This is a genomic window from Pantoea nemavictus (assembly GCF_037479095.1).
Taxonomy (GTDB): domain Bacteria; phylum Pseudomonadota; class Gammaproteobacteria; order Enterobacterales; family Enterobacteriaceae; genus Pantoea; species Pantoea nemavictus.
Genome location: NZ_JBBGZW010000001.1, coordinates 2851614 through 2870577, shown reverse-complemented (window position 1 = coordinate 2870577; position 18964 = coordinate 2851614). Strand labels below are relative to the sequence as shown.

Genomic DNA, 18964 nt, shown 5'->3' with positions numbered 1-18964 from the left:
CTGAGCGATTCTGAGAAGGAGTTCCCCTTTTATGTCCTCTTCACGTCTGCAGCAGCAATTCATCCGCTTATGGCAAAGCTGTCAGGGGCTGGACCATGAAACCACCCTGAACGAGCTGGCCGATCTGCTGCACTGCTCGCGCCGTCACATGCGTAATTTACTCAACGCCATGCAGAACGAAGGCTGGCTGATTTGGCAGGCGGAAGCCGGACGCGGCAAGCGTTCGATGCTGAGTTTTTGCTATACCGGGCTGGCGCTGCAACAGCAGCGTGCCGAGGATCTGCTGGAACAAGATCGCATCGAACAATTGGTCCAGCTGGTTGGCGACAAAAATCAGGTCCGACAGATGATCGCGGCACATTTAGGCCGCAGCTTCCGTCAGGGCAAGCATATTCTGCGCGTGCTCTATTACCGTCCGCTGCCCAATCTGTTGCCCGGTTCGCCGCTGCGTCGCTCAGAAACCCATCTGGCACGCCAAATTTTCAACGGCCTGATGCGTATAAATGAGGAAAAGGGGGAAATCGAACCCGATATCGCGCACCATTGGCAGCAAACTTCGCCGCTGCATTGGCGCTTTTTCCTGCGCCCGGCGATTCGCTTTCATCATGGCCGCGAACTGGAAATGGAGGATGTGATGGCTTCGCTGGAGCGCGTGCGCAGTCAACCGCTGTTTTCCCATATCGAAAAGCTGCATTCACCAGCCCCCTGGACGCTGGATATTCACCTAAGCCAGCCGGACGATTGGCTACCGTGGCTGCTGGCCAGCGTCAGTGCGATGATCCTGCCACGCGAATGGCAGACGCTACGCCACTTTGCCCGTCAGCCGATTGGTACCGGCCCCTACAGCGTGGTGCGTAATCAGCAAACGCAGCTGAAAATTGCCGCCTTTGATGATTACTTCGGCTATCGCGCCTTGATCGACGATGTATCGATTTGGGTGCTGCCGGAGATCAGCGACGAGCTGGTGTATGCCGGCGTAAAACTGCAGGGCGAAAACGCTGATGAGAAATCGGAAGAGAGCCGCCTGGAAGAGGGCTGTTATTTCCTCCTGTTTGATCAGCGCTCACACCTGGGACAAGATGCGCATTTCCGCCGCTGGGTGAGCTATTTATTCAATCCTATCGCCCTGCTTAATCATGCTGGCGTCGGCTATCAGCGTTACTGGTTCCCGGCCTATGGCCTGCTGCCGCGCTGGCATCATCGTCGCGATCTTACGGCTGCCGAGAAACCAGCAGGCTTAACCCAATTCACGCTCAGCTGGTACAACAACCACGTTGAGCATGAAGGTATCGCCAACGCCCTGCGTCCGTTACTGGCGCAGCAAGGTGTTGAGTTGATTACGCGCGAAGTCAGTTACGAAGAGTGGTTCGAGGGTGAAGGCGAGAGTGATATCTGGCTCGGTAGCGTCAATTTTACCCTGCCGCTGGAGTACGCGCTGTTTGCTCAGCTGTTCGAACTGCCTTTGATGCATCATTGCATCCCGATTGACTGGCAAGCCGACGCGGCGCGCTGGCGGCAGAAAGCTTTACCGCTGGCGGAGTGGAGTAAGCAGCTGATCGACAGCGACTATCTGCACCCGCTTTTCCATCATTGGCTGCTGCTGGAGGGGCAACGCAGCATGCGCGGCGTGCGGCTGAATACGCTCGGCTGGTTTGACTTCAAATCCGCCTGGTTTGCGCCTCCGGAGCTGTGAACATCGCGCCGGCGCAGTTTTGTAAGGTGCGCATTCATGCGCACCGGGAAGCGTGGCACCAGACTTCCAGCCGGTGATCCTTTCGCGCTGTCATATAAATGTCTAGAATGAGCCGTTCTCAACGGGGTGCCTTATTTTGTGGCTGAGAAAGACCCGTCGAACCTGATCCGGCTAATACCGGCGTAGGGATTTGAGATGCCCACTCCTCAGATCCTTTGCGACTCAACCTTATCTTCTCCTCAAGGAGCGCAAAGTGTTAAACAAAGTTCTGCCTGTGTTGTTGCTGGTTGCGGCACCGGTTTTCGCTGCCAAACCGGTTCTGACGGTTTACACCTACGACTCATTCTCTGCCGATTGGGGTCCAGGTCCGGCGGTCAAAAAAGCCTTTGAAGCGCAGTGCGGCTGTGAACTGAAATACGTCGCGCTGGAAGATGGCGTGTCGCTGCTGAATCGTGTGCGTATGGAAGGCAAAAACAGCAAAGCCGATGTGGTGCTGGGCCTCGATAACAATCTGGTGCAGGCAGCGGAGAAAACCGGCCTGTTTGCCAAAAGCAGCGTCGATACCAAAGCGTTAACACTGCCGGATGGCTGGCACAACGACACCTTTATCCCGTTCGATTACGGCTACTTCGCCTTCGTCTACGATAAGAACAAGTTGAAGAATCCGCCTAAAAGCCTGAAGGAGCTGGTTGAGAGCCCGGAAAAATGGCGCGTGATTTATGAAGATCCGCGCACCAGCACGCCGGGTCTTGGCCTGCTGCTGTGGATGCAGAAAGTCTATGGCGACAACGCGCCCGATGCGTGGCAGAAGCTGGCGAAAAAAACCGTTACCGTCACCAAAGGCTGGAGTGAAGCCTACGGCCTGTTCCTCAAAGGCGAAGGCGATTTGGTGTTGAGTTACACCACCTCTCCGGCTTACCACATCATCGAAGAGAAGAAAGAGAACTACGCCGCGGCCGAATTTAGCGAAGGCCACTATTTACAGGTAGAAGTTGCCGCGCAGCTGGCCAGCAGCAAACAGCCACAGCTGGCGCAACAGTTCATGCAGTTTATGGTGTCGCCGGCTTTCCAGCAGACCATTCCCACCGGCAACTGGATGTATCCGGTGATTAAAAGCGAGTTGCCTGCCGGTTATCAATCGCTGCAGGTCCCCGCCAAAGCGCTGCAATTCACGCCAGCGGAAGTGGCCGACCATCGCGCTGCATGGATCAGCGCATGGCAACGCGCCGTTAGCCGTTAATGCCTGGCTGGTTGATTCCCGGCAGCGCGACCGCGCTGCTGCTGTGCGCGGTCGCACTGCTGGCCTTTGGCGCTTTAGTGATGGTCGCGCCGGCCACTGACTGGCGCGCACTGCTCAGCGACAGCTACCTGCACCACGTGCTGGCCTTCTCCTTCGAGCAAGCACTGCTATCGGCGCTGCTGTCGGTGCTGCCAGCCATCCTGCTGGCACGCGCGCTCTATCGCCGCCGTTTCCCCGGTCGTAATCTGCTGCTGCGTCTGTGTGCTATGACGCTGGTGCTGCCGGTGCTGGTGGCGGTATTTGGCCTGCTGAGCGTTTACGGCCGCAGCGGCTGGCTGGCACAACTGTGTACGACACTGGGATTCGACTACCACTTTTCCCCGTATGGTTTGCAGGGCATTCTGCTGGCGCACGTGTTCTTTAATCTGCCGCTGGCAACGCGCATGCTGCTGCAGGCGCTTGAGAGCATCCCAGGCGAGCAGCGACAATTAGCCGCGCAGCTCGGCCTGCGCGGCTGGAATCTGTTTCGACTGCTGGAGTGGCCGTGGCTGCGCCGCCAGATTCTGCCTACAGCGGCACTGATCTTTATGCTGTGCTTCGCCAGCTTCGCCACCGTGCTGGCGCTGGGCGGCGGACCGCAGGCCACCACGCTAGAACTGGCGATCTATCAGGCGCTGAATTTTGATTATGATCCTGGCCGTGCGGCACTGCTGGCCCTGCTACAGCTTGGCTGTTGTTTATTATTGGTACTGCTGAGTCAGCGCTTTAGCAAAGCAATTCCCACTGGCAGCCAGAGCATTCGCGGCTGGCGCGACCCGCGCGACTCATGGCATGCGCGTTTTACCGATACCGTGTTAATTGGCATGGCGCTGCTGCTACTGTTGCCACCGCTGGCGGCGGTGGTGGTCGATGGCCTACGTGGTGGCGTGGCCGGTGCGTTGCAACAATCAGCATTGTGGCAAGCCACCTTTACCTCGCTGCGTATCGCGGTCGGCGCCGGCGTACTCTGTGTGGTGCTGACCATGATGCTGCTTTGGAGCAGCCGCGAACTGCGCCAGCGTCAGAAAATGATCGCCGCGCAGGCCATGGAACTCAGCGGCATGCTGATTCTGGCGATGCCGGGCATTGTGCTGGCGAGTGGATTTTTCCTGCTGTTCAACGCCACCGTTGGCCTGCCGCAGCGCGCCGATGGCTTAGTGATTTTCACTAATGCGCTGATCGCCATTCCCTATGCGATGAAAGTACTGGAGAATCCCATGCGCGATATCAGCACCCGTTATGGCCAGCTCTGTTCCTCACTCGGCATCTCAGGTTTTAACCGCTTACGACTGATTGAGCTGCGCGCGCTGAAACGTCCAATTGCGCAGGCGCTGGCGTTTGCCTGCGTATTGTCGATCGGTGACTTCGGCGTGGTGGCGCTGTTTGGCAGCGCCGATTTCCGCACGCTGCCCTTCTATCTCTTCCAGCAGATTGGCGCCTATCGCGGCGCGGACGGTGCCGTCACTGCGCTGCTGCTACTGTTACTCTGCTTGCTCCTCTTTACGCTGATGGAAAAATTACCGGGCCGCCATGCTGACACTGAATAACCTCACTTACCTTTATCAGCATCTGCCGATGCGCTTCAGTTTTGCGGCGCAGGCGGGTGAACGCCTGGCGATCCTTGGTCCAAGCGGCGCGGGCAAAAGCACCTTGCTGAGTCTGATTGGCGGCTTTTTAGCGGTAAACCAGGGATCGCTGGTGATGAATGGCGTGGATCATACCCATAGCGTGCCGTCCGCGCGGCCGGTGTCGATGTTGTTCCAGGAGAACAACCTGTTTCCGCACCTGACGGTGCAGCAGAACATGGCGCTGGGTTTGCATCCTGGCCTGAAACTGACGCGCGCGCAGCAACAACAAGTCACTGACATTGCGGAACAAACCGGCTTGCAGGAGCTGCTGGCGCGCTTGCCGGGACAGCTTTCCGGTGGCCAGCGTCAGCGCGTGGCACTGGCGCGTTGCCTGCTGCGCAATCAGCCTATTTTGCTGCTGGATGAGCCGTTTTCGGCGCTTGATCCGGCGCTGCGCGGTGAGATGCTGCAGCTGGTGCGTTCGGTATGTGAAACGCGCAATATCACGCTGCTCATGGTTTCGCACAGCCTGGAAGATGCTCAGCAGATTGCGCCGCGCAGTTTAGTGATCGTCGATGGGCGCATCTATTGGGACGGCAGCACGGAGAGTTTGATTCGGGGTGAAAGCACGGCAGCCGCCATCCTTGGCGTGCAACCGCGTTAAGCGAAGAACACTTTCCACAGCAGGTGGCGGAAGATCGGCATCATGGGATGGAACTGGATCGCGATAAACGCGCCCAGCCCGATCGCTGCCGCCAGCGGTGCCAGCCAGCGCAGGCGCGCAGTCGGCAGATACTGGGTTGCCCAATCGACGGTTTTCCCACTGCGCCACCAGCGCCACAGCAACCAGCCACCGATCCACAGCAGCAGCGCCACCAGCAACAGCAGCCATTTGAAGCTGCCGCCCTGCGCGGCCTGCGGTACATCAATCGCCACGCCCGCCAGAATGCCCGGCATCAAATAAGCCGGCGGCCAAAGAATGCAGCCAATGAGATTCGGTGGCAAGAACTTGCGCACCGGCAGTTCCAGCATACCTGCCGCTAACGGAATCAGCGGACGCGTCGGACCCACAAAACGCCCCACCAGAATGGTGAACATGCTGTGTTGATGCAGCGCGTGCTCGGTTTTATCCAGCAGCCCCTGATATTTTTTCAGATATTTCCAGCGATGCAGCGGACCCTGAAACTTCCAGCCGATGCCATAAGAGACCCAATCGCCGACTAAACAGCCGATGAATCCGGCCGCCCACGCAGGGTAAAGGCCAATTTGTCCACTTCCTACCAGCGCCCCAAGGCTGGCCATTAATACCGTGCCCGGCAACAGCAATCCCACGAATGCCAGTGACTCAAGAAAGGTCACCAGCGCAACGGCGATCAGCGCGTACTCCAGCGATTGCGAAAACAGGTGTTGAATCCAGGCTTCCATAAATATCCTCTGCGGAATATAGAGGCTGGATTGTCCAGAGCGCGTGCGCCAGCGTCAAGGCAAGAATTGTAGGCTTTTCCGTCATCCTTCAAATGGTAGGTGCGTTGGCTGCGTTCGCTTGCCCCGGTCACTTATGGGTGTAACCTCCCGGGGACTTACGCCAGAGATCCAAATACACTGTATAAACATCCATGTTATACTGAATGTAATTCATTCTCCGGAGTTAACGTGACCGATCCGCGCGCAGGTTTTCTGCTTACCCGACATTGGCGAGATACGCCGACTGGCAGCGAAGTGGTGCTGTGGCTGGCGACAGACAGCGGCCCGCAGCGGCTGGTGCTGCCTGCTCAGGAATCGGTGGCGTTTATCCCGGAAGCGTTTCGTGCGCAAACCGAAGCGCAGCTGCACGATGAGCGCCATATTCGTTTGCAAACGCTTGAACTGAAAGATTTCCGCCGCCGCCCGGTTTTTGGCCTCTATTGCCGCAGCAATCGCCAACTGCAAAACCTCGAAAAGCGTCTGCGCGAGAACGGCATTCCGGTCTATGAAGCCGATATCCGCCCACCGGAACGCTACCTGATGGAACGCTTTATCACCGCGCCAGTGTGGTTTAGTGGCGAGGCGCGCGGTGACAGCGTCGTTAACGCGCGCCTGAAGCCACATCCTGATTATCGTCCACAGCTGAAATGGGTTTCGCTGGATATCGAAACTACCCAGCATGGCGAGCTTTATTGTATTGGGCTGGAAGGCTGCGGCCAGCGTCAGGTCTACATGCTCGGTCCGCCCAACGGCGACGCCAGCCCCCTCGATTTCGAACTCATCTATGTTGATAGCCGCCCGCAGCTACTGGAGCAGCTCAACGCCTGGTTCGAGCAACATGAACCGGATGTGATTATCGGCTGGAACGTGGTGCAGTTTGACCTGCGCGTATTACAGAAGCACGCCGATCGCTACGGCATTCCGCTGCGTTTAGGGCGTCAGAAGCAGGCTTTAGAGTGGCGCGAGCATGGCTTCAAACCCGGCGTGCTCTTCGCGCAGGCCACTGGCCGCTTGATTATTGATGGCATTGACGCGCTCAAATCCGCTTTCTGGGATTTCCCCTCTTTCAGCCTTGAAGCGGTCTCGCGCCAGCTGCTGGGTGAAGGCAAAGCCATCAATAATCCATGGCAGCGCATGGAGGAGATCAACTGGCGCTTTGCCAACGATAAACCGGCGCTGGCGAAATACAATCTTAAGGATTGCGAGCTGGTAACGCGCATCTTCCAGCACACCGCCATCATGCCGTTCCTGCTGGAACGCGCCACGGTAAATGGGTTAGCAGTGGATCGCCACGGCGGTTCGGTGGCGGCGTTTGGTCATCTCTATATTCCACGCATGCACCGCGCTGGTTTTGTCGCGCCGAATCTCGGCGAAGTGGCGCCTGAAGCCAGCCCCGGCGGCTATGTAATGGATTCGCGCCCCGGCCTGTACGACTCGGTGCTGGTACTGGATTATAAAAGCCTCTATCCCTCTATTATTCGCACTTTCCTGATCGATCCGGTTGGGCTGGTAGAAGGTCTGGCGCATCCGGATGATGCCGATTCTGTCCCCGGCTTTCGAAATGCACGTTTTTCCCGTGACACGCACTGCTTACCGGCAATCGTTGAGCAGATTTGGCAAGGACGTGAAGCCGCCAAGCGCGACGGCAATAAACCGCTGTCGCAGGCGCTGAAAATTATTATGAACGCCTTTTACGGCGTGCTCGGTACTAGCGCCTGCCGCTTTTTCGATCCGCGTTTGGCGTCGTCAATTACACTGCGTGGCCACGCCATCATGCAGCAAACGCGCGATCTGATTGAAGCGGAAGGCTTTGACGTTATTTATGGCGACACCGATTCCACCTTTGTCTGGCTAAAAGGCGCGCACAGCGAAGAAGATGCGACGGCGATTGGTCGCCGCCTGGCCGAGCACGTCAACGGCTGGTGGCAACAGCATCTGCAAGCGACTTATGGACTGGCGAGCGCGCTGGAGCTGGAGTATGAAACGCACTTTAGCCGCTTCCTGATGCCGACGATTCGCGGTGCCGAACAGGGCAGTAAAAAACGTTATGCCGGAATGATCCGCAGCGACGGCGGCGAGCGGCTGGTGTTTAAAGGACTTGAATCCGTGCGTACCGACTGGACACCGCTGGCGCAGCAGTTCCAGCAAAACCTGTATGGTCGTATATTCCGCGGTGAGCCGTGGCAGGATTATATTCGCGAGACGGTGGCACAGCTGCTGGCGGGCGAGCTCGATGAGCAACTGATCTACAAAAAACGGCTACGTCGGGCGCTGAAAGATTACGAACGCAATGTGCCGCCCCACGTGCGCGCCGCACGCCTTGCCGATGAGCAAAATCGTAAACTACAGCGGCCGTTGCAATACCAGAACGGCGGCTCAATTCGCTATGTGATGGCCACCTCTGGCCCTGAACCGCTGGAGGCACGCAATACGCCGCTGGACTACGATCACTACGTTAGCAAACAGCTACAACCGGTGGCTGATGGCATTTTACCGTTCGTCGGTGATGACTTTGCTACACTGATTACTGGGCAACTGGGGCTTTTTTGACAGGTGACGAATGCCTTGCCATCCAGTACCATAGCGCCCTTCCTGATTCTCACCGCACACACAATCTGACCAAACACCCGTTTGGCGGTTGCGTATTGCCTGAGTGCAGGTGAACTTCTTTATGGCATGTAAGAGAGTCGAGCAAAAAATATATGGTTTTTACACTGGGTCAGCGCTGGATTAGTGATACGGAAAGTGAACTGGGACTGGGCACGGTTGTCGCGATTGATACGCGTATGATTACCATGCTGTTTCCGGCAACCGGCGAAAACCGCCTGTATGCACGAAATGATGCTCCGGTTACCCGTGTAATTTTCAATCCGGGTGACACCATCACCAGCCATGAAGGCTGGCAGATGTGCGTCGATGAAGTCCGCAACGAAAACGAGTTAATGACTTACATCGGCACGCGTCTCGATAACGAAGAAACCGATGTGGTGATGCGTGAAGTGATGCTGGACAGCAAACTGGTGTTCAGCAAGCCGCAGGATCGCTTGTTCGCCGGTCAGCTAGACCGTATGGATCGCTTTGCGCTGCGTTTTCGTGCGCGTAAATATCATAGTGAGCAATATCGTTTGCCGATCAGCGGCCTGCGCGGTATGCGCACCAATCTGATCCCGCATCAGCTGCACATCGCGCACGATGTTGGCCGTCGCCATGCGCCGCGCGTCCTGCTGGCGGACGAAGTGGGCCTGGGTAAAACCATTGAAGCCGGGATGATCATCCAGCAACAGCTGCTGGCCGGTCGCGCCGAACGCGTGCTGATTGTGGTGCCGGAAACGCTGCAACATCAGTGGCTGGTAGAGATGCTGCGTCGCTTTAACCTGCGCTTTGCGCTGTTTGATGACGATCGCTATACCGAAGCCCAGCATGACAGCGATAACGCTTTTGAAACCGAGCAGTTAATTATCTGTTCGCTCGACTTTGTACGCCGTAATAAACAGCGTCTTGAACTGCTGGCGGACGCCGAATGGGATCTGCTGGTGGTCGATGAAGCGCACCACCTCGCGTGGAGCGAAGACGCGCCGAGCCGTGAATATCAGGTCATCGAGCAGCTGGCAGAGAAAACAGCTGGCGTGCTGCTGCTGACCGCAACGCCGGAACAGCTGGGCTTAGAGAGCCACTTTGCCCGTCTGCGCCTGCTCGATCCGAATCGCTTCCACGATTTTGGCCAGTTCGTTGAAGAGCAGCAGCATTATCGCCCGGTGGCAGATGCCGTCAGCTCGCTGCTGGCCGATCACGCCATCAGCAAAGATGAAATGAATCTGATCAACGATTTGATCGGTGAGCAGGATATTGAGCCGCTGCTGCAAGTGGCCAATAGCGATCGCGACGGCAAAGAGGATGCGCGTAAAGAGCTGGTCTCAATGCTGATGGATCGTCACGGCACCAGCCGCGTGCTGTTCCGTAACACCCGAAACGGTGTAAAAGGCTTCCCGAAACGCGAGCTGCACCAAATTCGCCTGCCGCTGCCGGCACAGTATCAGACCGCCATTAAAGTCTCCGGCATCATGGGCACGCGCAAAAGCGCAGAAGAGCGCGCGCGCGACATGCTGTATCCCGAGCAGATTTATCAGGAATTCGAAGGCGATAGCGGCACCTGGTGGAACTTCGATCCCCGCGTTGAGTGGCTGATGGGCTATCTCACCAGCAACCGCAAAGAGAAAGTGCTGGTGATTTGCGCCAAAGCGGCCACCGCACTGCAGCTGGAGCAGGTACTGCGTGAGCGTGAAGGTATTCGCGCGGCTGTATTCCACGAAGGTTTGTCGATCATTGAACGCGACCGTGCAGCCGCCTTCTTCGCCTCCGAAGAGGATGGCGCGCAGGTGTTGCTGTGCTCGGAAATCGGTTCAGAAGGTCGTAACTTCCAGTTCGCCAGCCGTCTGGTGATGTTCGATCTGCCGTTCAACCCGGATCTACTGGAACAGCGTATCGGTCGTCTCGATCGTATCGGCCAAATGCATGACATCCAGATTCTGGTGCCGTGGCTGGAAAAAACCGCCCAGGCAGTGCTGCTGCGCTGGTATCACGAAGGTCTGGACGCGTTTGAGCATACCTGTCCAACCGGCCGCGCGATCTATGACAACGAGTACAAGCAGCTGATTGAATACCTCGCCGCACCGGAAAACCCGCAGGGGCTGGATGCGTTCATCACCGAGAGCCGCAAGCAGCATGATGCGCTGAAATTGCAGCTGGAACAGGGGCGCGACCGCCTGCTGGAACTCAACTCCAACGGTGGCGAAGCGGCACAAGCGTTGGCGAATGCCATCGGCGAACAGGATAATGATACCGATCTGGTTAACTTCGCGCTGAACCTGTTCGATATCGTCGGCATCAACCAGGAAGATCGCAGCGACAGCCTGATTGTGCTGACGCCATCCGATCACATGCTGGTGCCCGATTTCCCTGGCCTGCCGGAGGACGGTTGTACCGTAACCTTCAACCGTAATCAGGCGCTGTCACGCGAAGACACGCAGTTCATCACCTGGGAACACCCGCTGATTCTTAATGGTCTCGATCTGATTCTTTCCGGCGATACCGGCAGCTGCGCGCTGTCGCTGCTGAAGAACAAGGCGCTGCCGGTAGGTACGCTGCTGGTGGAGATGATCTATGTGGTTGAAGCGCAAGCGCCGAAAAGCCTGCAGCTCACCCGCTTCTTACCGCCAACCCCGGTGCGTTTGCTGATGGATCGTGCCGGTAACAATTTGGCTGGCAAGGTCGAGTTTGAAAGCTTTAACCGTCAGCTCAATGCGGTGAATCGTCATACTGGCAGCAAGCTGGTGAATGCCGTGCAGCAAGATGTGCACGAGATTCTAACCCAGGCGGAAAAAGTGATTGTGCCGGAAGCGCAGGCGATTATCGCGGCGGCGAAAGTCGAAGCCGAAGAGAAGCTGGGTTCAGAACTGTCACGCCTCGAAGCGCTGCGCGCTGTTAACCCCAACATCCGTGATGATGAGGTCGAAGCGCTGGAAAGCAATCGCGAGCAGGTGCTGGAAAGCCTGGGCGATGCGGGCTGGCGTCTTGATGCGCTGCGCCTGATCGTCGTGACGCACCAATAATGTTCAGGACCGCGACATCATGCTGATGGAAGCCTACAACCCGCCGCTCGAGCCCTGGCTGCATATTCTCTATCAGGACGAGCACATTATGGTGGTGAATAAACCGAGCGGGTTGCTGTCAGTGCCGGGCCGTCTTGAGGAGCACAAGGATAGCGTGATGACGCGCATCCAGCGTGATTTCCCGCAGGCGGAATCGGTGCATCGTCTTGATATGGCCACCAGCGGCGTGATAATCGTGGCCCTGAATAAAGCGGCAGAGCGTGAACTCAAGCGCCAGTTTCGTGAGCGCGAGCCCTCTAAGTATTATGTGGCGCGTGTTTGGGGACATCCGGCGGCAGAAGAAGGGTTAATCGATCTGCCGCTGATTTGCGACTGGCCGAATCGGCCGAAGCAGATGGTGTGTTTCGAGAACGGCAAGGCGGCGCAAACGGAGTATCAGGTGCTGGAGTACGAAGCGACTCACAGCGCGCGCATCAAGCTGAAGCCGATTACCGGACGTTCACATCAGCTGCGTGTACATCTGCTGGCGCTGGGGCATCCGATTCTCGGTGACCGCTTTTATGCGCACCAAGAGGCGCTGGCGATGGCCCCGCGTTTGCAGCTGCATGCCGAATCTCTGACGATTACCCATCCGGCGTTTGGTAACAGCATGACGTTTAGGCAGCCGGCGGAGTTTTAGTTTCTTCCCTCACCCCAACCCTCGCCCGCACGCGGTAGAGGGTTGGGGTGAGTGGATTTGCAGATAAAGCACAGAACCTTAACATCGCAATAAACGGTTCCCTCGCCCGCTTGCGGGAGAGGGCTAGTGTGAGGGAAAAGCAAACTTACTTAAACCCCTTCTCCTTACGAATCAAATCGTAAGCCGCCTGGATTTCCTGCGCTTTCTGTTTCGCCATCTCCATCATCTCTGGCGGTAATCCTTTCGCCACCAATTTATCAGGATGATGCTCGCTCATTAGCTTACGATAAGCGCGTTTGATGGTGGTGCTATCATCGCTGCTTTTCACGCCCAGCACGCTACAGGCATCTTCCAGCGTGGGCCCGCGTTGGGTCTGCTGATACGCACCGCCGTAGGAAGAACCGCCGCCGCCAAACTGCTGCCCGCCCTCCATCATGCGCAGGAACTGATCGAACTGCGCGCGCGAGATGCCTAGCTCTTCCGCAATGACATACAGCACCTGACGTTCGTTGGGATGCAGTGAACCATCGGCGAAAGCGGCCTGGATCTGGATTTCCAGAAACATACGAATCAGATCGAAACGGCCAAAACAGGCGCTGCGTAGCTCGCGCAGTTTATTGCGCAGCGGATAGTCGCTCTGCTTGCCTTCACGAAACGCACGCTGTGCAGCGCTGCGCGCATCACCATGCAGCTGCATACGATCCATAAATAAGGAAGCAATCTGGATATCCGCTTCGGTCACGCGCCCTTTTGACTTGGTCAAATGGCCCATCACCTGGAAGGTGGTACTGAAAAACAGTGTCTGTCGCGCCTGGTTATTGGCGAAATATCCCTGCCCTTTTACGCTGCGCACTTTGTCAAACATGTGACCAATGATCAGACCCAGTACAATGCCCCAAAAGCCCGCCCCGGAAAATATACCGAGCGCCAGACCAATTACTTTTCCCCAGTAGCGCATAAACTCCTCAATTCGCCATGCTTGCGGCTGAAAATTGCATTATCATACCTGTCATTTATCTCAGCGCCTAACGGCAACGCGGACAGAAAAGGATTAACACTGGCGCAACGCCGGGCAGTAAGTTAGTCTCTGACCGGATTGTCGGCATGATGCCAGTTTTCATGGAATTATCGAAACCGCGTATGAAAAAACGTATACCTACCTTGCTGGCTACCATGATTGGTGCAGCGCTTTATAGCCAGTCATCACTTGCCGACGATCTGATGTCGCAGTGCATGCTGGGCGTGCCGAGCTACAACCGCCCGCTGGTTAATGGCGATACCAATTCGCTGCCGGTCACCATCAATTCTGATTCAGCCAAAGGCAATTATCCGAATGACGCGGTGTTCACTGGCAACGTCGATGTGCAACAGGGCAATAGCCGCTTGCGCGCTGACGAGATGCAACTGCATCAGCGTCCGCAAGATGGGCAAACCACGCCGGTTCGCACCGTGGATGCGCTGGGTAATGTGCACTATGACGACAACCAGGTCATCCTCAAAGGTCCGAAAGCCTGGTCAAACCTGAACACCAAAGACACCAACGTGTGGAATGGTGATTATCAGATGGTTGGCCGCCAGGGCCGCGGCGATGCCGATCAAATGAAGCTACGCGGTAACAATCGTTACACCATTCTGGAAAACGGCAGCTTCACTTCCTGCTTGCCGGGTTCCAACAGCTGGAGCGTGGTCGGTTCCGAAGTGATTCAGGACCGCGAAGAAGAAGTCGCGGAAATCTGGAACGCCCGCTTTAAACTCGGCAATGTGCCAGTGTTCTACAGCCCCTATTTGCAGCTGCCGATTGGCGATCGTCGCCGTTCCGGTTTCCTGATCCCGAATGCGAAGTACGGTAGCAATAACGGCTTCGAATTCATGCTGCCGTACTACTGGAACATTGCGCCGCAGGCCGATGCCACTATTACACCGCATTATATGGAAAAACGCGGTCTGCAATTGCAGAACGAATTCCGCTATCTGACAACGTTTGGTGCTGGCTTGATGGAGCTGGATTATCTCGCATCGGATAAGCAGTACAACGAAGATAAATCCTCGCGTCCGCTGGTGGCAAACGATGCCAGCGATAAACGCTGGCTTTTCTTCTGGCGTCATGCGGGCGTTTATGAGCAGCATTGGCGCTTCAGTGCCAACTACACAAAAGTAAGCGATCCCTATTACTTTAACGATCTCGATTCGAAGTATTACAGCTCCTCGGATGGCTACGCCACGCAGAAATTCAGCGTGGGCTATGCCGACACCAATTGGGATGCCACGCTGTCTTCAAAAGATTTCCAAATCTTTGGTAGCACCAGCAGCCGCAACGTCTATAGCGCGTTACCGCAACTCGATCTGAACTACTATAAAAACGATATAGGGCCGTTTGATGGGCGTATCTTTGCGCAAGCGGTGAAGTTCACTAACGTGAATGATCGTATGCCTGAAACCACGCGTTTGCATATCGAACCTACGCTGAATCTGCCCTTGTCCAATGGCTGGGCGAGCCTGGATACCGAAGCAAAACTGCTCGCAACCCATTATCAGCAAGATGACGTTGAGTATTACAACTCTTTGAGTACTTCACGTGCCAATCAGCTGGAAAACTCGGTTAATCGCACATTGCCGCAATTTAAAATTGATGGTCGCATGGTGTTTGACCGCGATATGGATTGGGAACAAGGCTACACACAAACCCTGGAACCGCGCGTACAGTACCTGTATGTGCCTTATCGCAACCAGAGCAACATTTATCCCTACGACTCAACGCTACTGCAAACCGACTACACCGGTTTATTCCGCGATCGTACTTACAGCGGCTTGGATCGTATCGCTTCAGCCAATGAAGTCGCAACCGGTGTAACCTCGCGTATTTATGATAACGATCTGGTTGAACGTTTTAACGTTTCTGTGGGTCAAATCTACTCGTTTACCCCATCCCGTACTGGCGTAAACCAGACCAGCAAAGAAGATGACACCGGTAGCCTCGTTTGGGCCGGCGACACCTACTGGAAAATCAGCGATCGTTGGGGCGCACGTGGCGGTTTACAATACGACACTCGCCTCGATAACGTGTCGCAGGGTAATGCGGTGATTGAGTATCGTCAGGATGCCGATCGTATGGTGCAGCTGAGTTATCGCTACAGTAGCCCAGAGTATGTCGCTCAGGCATTGAGTAACAACTCCTTAGTGAATAACCCTAACTACGCCAAGATTTATGAGAACGGGATTTCACAGGTGGGTACCACTGCCAGCTGGCCGATTGCAGATGCCTGGTCACTGGTGGGCGGTTACTACTACGATACGCGCAACAGCCGTCCTGCTGAACAAATGGTCGGACTGCAGTACAGCTCGTGCTGCTATGCCATTCGTCTGGGTTACGAACGCAAGATCAACGGTTGGGAAAACAACGACAGTAAGTATGACAACCAAATCTCATTCAACATTGAGCTGCGTGGTCTGAGTTCCAACTATGGCTTAGGCACCAATCAAATGCTGCGTCAGGGCATCATCCCTTACCAGCGCGCTTTCTGATGTTGTGATGTTTGACAGGCTATCCCGCAGTGCGGAAACAACAATGGATAAAGTATGAAGAACTGGAGAATGCTGATTCTTGGTGTGGCGATTACCGCTAACACTGCGTTCGCAGCCCCACAAGTGGTTGATAAAGTTGCCGCAGTCGTAAATAACGGCGTGGTACTCGAAAGTGACGTTGATGACATGATGCGCACCGTGAAATCACAGGCGCAGCAGGCAAACCAGCAGCTCCCTGATGACAACACATTGCGTCATCAAATCCTTGAACGCCAGGTCATGGATAACATCATTCTGCAAATGGGTGAAAAAGCAGGCGTGCAGATTAGCGATCAGCAACTGGATCAGGCTATTCAAAACATTGCCGCACAGAATCGCATGAGTCTTGATCAGCTGCGTAGTCGTCTGGCTTACGACGGTATGAACTACAACGTCTATCGCGCGCAGATCCGCAAAGAGATGATGATTGCCGAAGTGCGTAATAACGAAGTGCGTCGCCGCGTCACCATCCTGCCGCAGGAAGTGGACACGTTGGCCGCTCAGGTCGGAGCGCAGAACAGCCAGGGTACGGAACTGAACATTAGCCAGATTCTGCTGCCACTGTCAGAGAACCCAACGCAACAGCAGGTTGACGATCAGGAAACGCTGGCGCGCCAATTGGTTGCTCAGCTGAAAAGCGGGGCTGACTTCGGCAAACTGGCCGTCACTTACTCAGCCGATCCACAAGCGCTGAAAGGCGGCAACATGGGTTGGGGCAAAATCGAAGAGCTGCCAACGCTGTTCTCGCAGGCGCTGAGCACCGCGAAGAAAGGCGATATCGTCGGCCCAATCCGTTCAGGTGTCGGCTTCCATATCCTGAAGGTGAACGATCTGCGTGGCGAGAGTAAAAACATCTCCGTGACTGAAGTACACGCGCGCCACATCCTGCTGAAGCCGTCACCGATTCTGACTGACGCGCAGGCTCAAGCGAAGATCGAACAGATCGCGGCCGACATTCAAAGCGGTAAAACCACCTTCGCCGCAGCGGCCAAGCAGTTCTCTGACGATCCGGGTTCTGCCAATCAGGGCGGCGATCTTGGATGGGCATCACCGGAAATTTACGATCCGGCGTTCCGCGATGCACTGTTGAAACTGCAGAAAGGCCAGGTGAGCCAGCCAGTTCACTCCTCCTTCGGCTGGCATCTGATTCAGCTGCTGGATACGCGTCAGGTCGATAAGACCGATGCTGCGCAGAAAGAGCGCGCCTATCGTATGCTGTTCAACCGTAAATTCGCGGAAGAAGCGCAAACCTGGATGCAGGAACAGCGCGCCAGTGCTTACGTGAAAATTCTGGATAACAATGGTCAGTAATTATCGTGTAGCGATCACTCCCGGCGAACCCGCCGGGATTGGTCCCGACCTCACCGTTCAACTGGCGCAGCAAAACTGGCCCGTTGAATTGGTGGTCTGCGGCGACGGCGAGCTTTTGCGCCGTCGCGCTGCTTTATTGGGTTTACCGCTGACGCTGCGCGACTATCAGCCTGGCGTCGCGGCACAACCGCAGCAGGCCGGCACCCTTACGCTGCTGCAAGTGGATACCGCGCAGCCCGTCACCGCTGGTGAACTGTGCGTCGCTAACAGCCACTATGTGCTGGAAACGCTGACGCGCGCCTGCGATGGTTGTCTGAAGGGTGAATTCGCTGCGCTGATTACCGGGCCAGTACATAAAGGCGTGATCAACGACGCGGGCATCCCGTTTACCGGTCACACCGAATTTTTCGCCGATCGCGCCGGTGGCGATTTAGTGGTTATGATGCTGGCAACTGAAGAGTTGCGCGTCGCCTTAGCCACGACGCATCTGCCGTTGAAAGATGTGTCTGCAGCAATTACTCGCGACACGCTGCATGAAGTGATCACGATTTTGCATCGCGATCTTCAGCTAAAGTTTGGTTTGCCAAATCCGCATATCTTCGTCTGCGGCCTCAATCCGCATGCCGGCGAGAGCGGCCATATGGGCCGTGAAGAGATTGATACCATTATTCCGGCACTCAATGAGCTGCGTCAGCAAGGCATCCAACTCACTGGACCACTGCCAGCGGATACGTTATTCCAGCCGAAATACCTGCAACATGCCGACGCAGTGCTGGCGATGTATCACGACCAGGGCTTACCGGTGCTAAAATTTCAGGGGTTTGGCCGGGCGGTAAATATCACGCTTGGCCTGCCCTTTATCCGGACTTCTGTCGACCACGGCACCGCGCTTGAATTAGCCGGACTGGGTCAGGCGGAACCGGGCAGCTTTATCACGGCGCTTAATCTCGCCATCACTATGATCAAGAGCAGTAATGAATAATCGCGTCCATCAGGGGCATTATGCCCGTAAACGTTTCGGGCAGAACTTCCTGAACGATCAGTACATTATCGACAGCATTGTCTCCGCCATTCATCCGCAAAAAGGCGAAGCCATTGTGGAAATTGGCCCCGGCCTTGGTGCGTTAACCGAACCGGTAGGCGAGCGTCTGGATGAGCTGACCGTTGTCGAGCTGGACCGCGACCTTGCCGCGCGTCTACAAACTCACCCGTTCCTCGGCCCTAAGCTGACCATCTTCCAGCAGGATGCGATGACCTTTGATTTTTCTGCCCTGGCGCAGGAGAAAGGTCAGCCGCTGCGGGTATTTGGCAACCTGCCGTACAACATCTCCACGCCGCTGATGTTCCACCTTTTCAGCTATACTGGTTCGATTAAAGACATGCACTTCATGTTGCAGAAAGAAGTGGTGAATCGTTTAGTCGCCGGTCCAGGCAGCAAAGCTTATGGTCGTCTGAGCGTGATGGCGCAGTACTATTGCCAGGTTATCCCTGTGCTCGAAGTGCCGCCTGAATCGTTCACGCCGCCGCCGAAAGTAGATTCGGCCGTGGTGCGTTTGGTGCCTTATACGCAGCCACAGCATCCGGTGAGCGATATTCGTCTGCTGAGCCGCATTACCACAGAAGCCTTTGGTAAACGCCGTAAAACGCTGCGCAACAGCCTTGCTCATATGTTTGCGGCTGGTGCGCTGGATCAATTAGATATCGATGCCTCACTGCGTGCAGAAAACGTTTCTGTGGCGCAATATTGCCAACTGGCAAACTGGTTGAGCAAGCATCAGGCTGAAAACCCGGAGAATTGAG

Annotated in this window: 13 protein-coding genes and 1 riboswitch; of the genes, 11 read left to right on the top strand and 2 right to left on the bottom strand. The window is 55.9% G+C overall.

All coding sequences use genetic code 11. The features are described from left to right. The first annotated feature begins 31 nt into the window (after window positions 1-31). The 4 genes from sgrR (at window position 32) to thiQ (ending at window position 5204) form a co-directional block, all read left to right on the top strand. Window positions 32-1693 carry an HTH-type transcriptional regulator SgrR gene (gene sgrR, locus WH298_RS13065; RefSeq protein ID WP_180823045.1) on the top strand — a complete coding sequence of 554 codons (1662 nt, stop codon included), beginning with the start codon at window positions 32-34 and terminating at the stop codon, window positions 1691-1693. Between the two features lie 112 nt (window positions 1694-1805). Then, window positions 1806-1900: riboswitch (TPP riboswitch) on the top strand. 46 nt (window positions 1901-1946) lie between these two features. Continuing rightward, window positions 1947-2933, top strand: coding sequence for a thiamine ABC transporter substrate binding subunit (thiB, locus tag WH298_RS13060; protein WP_180823044.1), 987 nt, complete (start codon window positions 1947-1949; stop codon window positions 2931-2933). Beyond that, on the top strand, window positions 2933-4519 hold the full coding sequence (gene thiP / locus WH298_RS13055) for a thiamine/thiamine pyrophosphate ABC transporter permease ThiP (protein WP_180823043.1): 1587 nt from the start codon (window positions 2933-2935) through the stop codon (window positions 4517-4519). Before thiB ends, thiP begins: the two co-directional genes overlap by 1 nt. Beyond that, a complete protein-coding gene (gene thiQ / locus WH298_RS13050; protein ID WP_180823042.1) occupies window positions 4503-5204 on the top strand; it encodes a thiamine ABC transporter ATP-binding protein ThiQ in 702 nt (233 codons plus the stop codon). The genes thiP and thiQ overlap by 17 nt, the downstream gene beginning before the upstream one ends. On the opposite strand, the gene WH298_RS13045 is transcribed toward thiQ, so the two are convergent. After that, window positions 5201-5965 (bottom strand): DedA family protein, encoded by a 765-nt coding sequence (locus tag WH298_RS13045; protein ID WP_007884988.1) that lies wholly within the window; start codon window positions 5963-5965, stop codon window positions 5201-5203. The genes thiQ and WH298_RS13045 overlap by 4 nt on opposite strands. A gap of 228 nt (window positions 5966-6193) precedes the next feature. Here WH298_RS13045 and polB point away from each other — a divergent pair, with 228 nt between their 5' ends. From polB to rluA, 3 genes are all read left to right on the top strand, one after another. Further along, the gene (gene polB, locus WH298_RS13040; protein ID WP_180823041.1) at window positions 6194-8554 is read left to right on the top strand and encodes a DNA polymerase II; all 2361 of its coding nucleotides are present in this window, start codon (window positions 6194-6196) and stop codon (window positions 8552-8554) included. Window positions 8555-8706: 152 nt separating this feature from the next. Continuing rightward, complete coding sequence (rapA, locus tag WH298_RS13035; RefSeq protein ID WP_180823040.1) at window positions 8707-11613, top strand: RNA polymerase-associated protein RapA; 2907 nt, start codon at window positions 8707-8709, stop codon at window positions 11611-11613. Window positions 11614-11632: 19 nt separating this feature from the next. After that, entirely contained in the window at window positions 11633-12292 is a 660-nt protein-coding gene (gene rluA / locus WH298_RS13030; protein ID WP_049851436.1) for a bifunctional tRNA pseudouridine(32) synthase/23S rRNA pseudouridine(746) synthase RluA, read from the top strand. Between the two features lie 145 nt (window positions 12293-12437). Here rluA and djlA read toward each other — a convergent pair whose 3' ends face one another. Further along, a complete protein-coding gene (djlA, locus tag WH298_RS13025; protein WP_007884983.1) occupies window positions 12438-13250 on the bottom strand; it encodes a co-chaperone DjlA in 813 nt (270 codons plus the stop codon). Window positions 13251-13432: 182 nt separating this feature from the next. Between djlA and lptD the strand changes: the two genes are divergently transcribed. From lptD to rsmA, 4 genes are read left to right on the top strand one after another with little or no spacing between them, the layout of a single operon-like run. Continuing rightward, complete coding sequence (gene lptD / locus WH298_RS13020) at window positions 13433-15814, top strand: LPS assembly protein LptD (protein ID WP_238344431.1); 2382 nt, start codon at window positions 13433-13435, stop codon at window positions 15812-15814. Window positions 15815-15868: 54 nt separating this feature from the next. Next, the gene (gene surA / locus WH298_RS13015) at window positions 15869-17164 is read left to right on the top strand and encodes a peptidylprolyl isomerase SurA (protein ID WP_007884980.1); all 1296 of its coding nucleotides are present in this window, start codon (window positions 15869-15871) and stop codon (window positions 17162-17164) included. Continuing rightward, on the top strand, window positions 17154-18146 hold the full coding sequence (gene pdxA / locus WH298_RS13010) for a 4-hydroxythreonine-4-phosphate dehydrogenase PdxA (protein ID WP_007884978.1): 993 nt from the start codon (window positions 17154-17156) through the stop codon (window positions 18144-18146). Before surA ends, pdxA begins: the two co-directional genes overlap by 11 nt. Next, complete coding sequence (gene rsmA, locus WH298_RS13005; RefSeq protein ID WP_007884976.1) at window positions 18139-18963, top strand: 16S rRNA (adenine(1518)-N(6)/adenine(1519)-N(6))-dimethyltransferase RsmA; 825 nt, start codon at window positions 18139-18141, stop codon at window positions 18961-18963. Before pdxA ends, rsmA begins: the two co-directional genes overlap by 8 nt. Window position 18964: the final 1 nt, after the last annotated feature.

Coding starts and splice junctions, on each gene's coding strand:
- djlA (WP_007884983.1), bottom strand. CDS start 13,250: ATGCGCTACTGGGGAAAAGTAATTGGTCTGGCGCTCGGTATATTTTCC.
- rapA (WP_180823040.1), top strand. CDS start 8,707: ATGGTTTTTACACTGGGTCAGCGCTGGATTAGTGATACGGAAAGTGAA.
- rluA (WP_049851436.1), top strand. CDS start 11,633: ATGCTGATGGAAGCCTACAACCCGCCGCTCGAGCCCTGGCTGCATATT.
- sgrR (WP_180823045.1), top strand. CDS start 32: ATGTCCTCTTCACGTCTGCAGCAGCAATTCATCCGCTTATGGCAAAGC.
- thiQ (WP_180823042.1), top strand. CDS start 4,503: ATGCTGACACTGAATAACCTCACTTACCTTTATCAGCATCTGCCGATG.
- surA (WP_007884980.1), top strand. CDS start 15,869: ATGAAGAACTGGAGAATGCTGATTCTTGGTGTGGCGATTACCGCTAAC.
- rsmA (WP_007884976.1), top strand. CDS start 18,139: ATGAATAATCGCGTCCATCAGGGGCATTATGCCCGTAAACGTTTCGGG.
- thiP (WP_180823043.1), top strand. CDS start 2,933: ATGCCTGGCTGGTTGATTCCCGGCAGCGCGACCGCGCTGCTGCTGTGC.
- pdxA (WP_007884978.1), top strand. CDS start 17,154: ATGGTCAGTAATTATCGTGTAGCGATCACTCCCGGCGAACCCGCCGGG.
- lptD (WP_238344431.1), top strand. CDS start 13,433: ATGAAAAAACGTATACCTACCTTGCTGGCTACCATGATTGGTGCAGCG.
- WH298_RS13045 (WP_007884988.1), bottom strand. CDS start 5,965: ATGGAAGCCTGGATTCAACACCTGTTTTCGCAATCGCTGGAGTACGCG.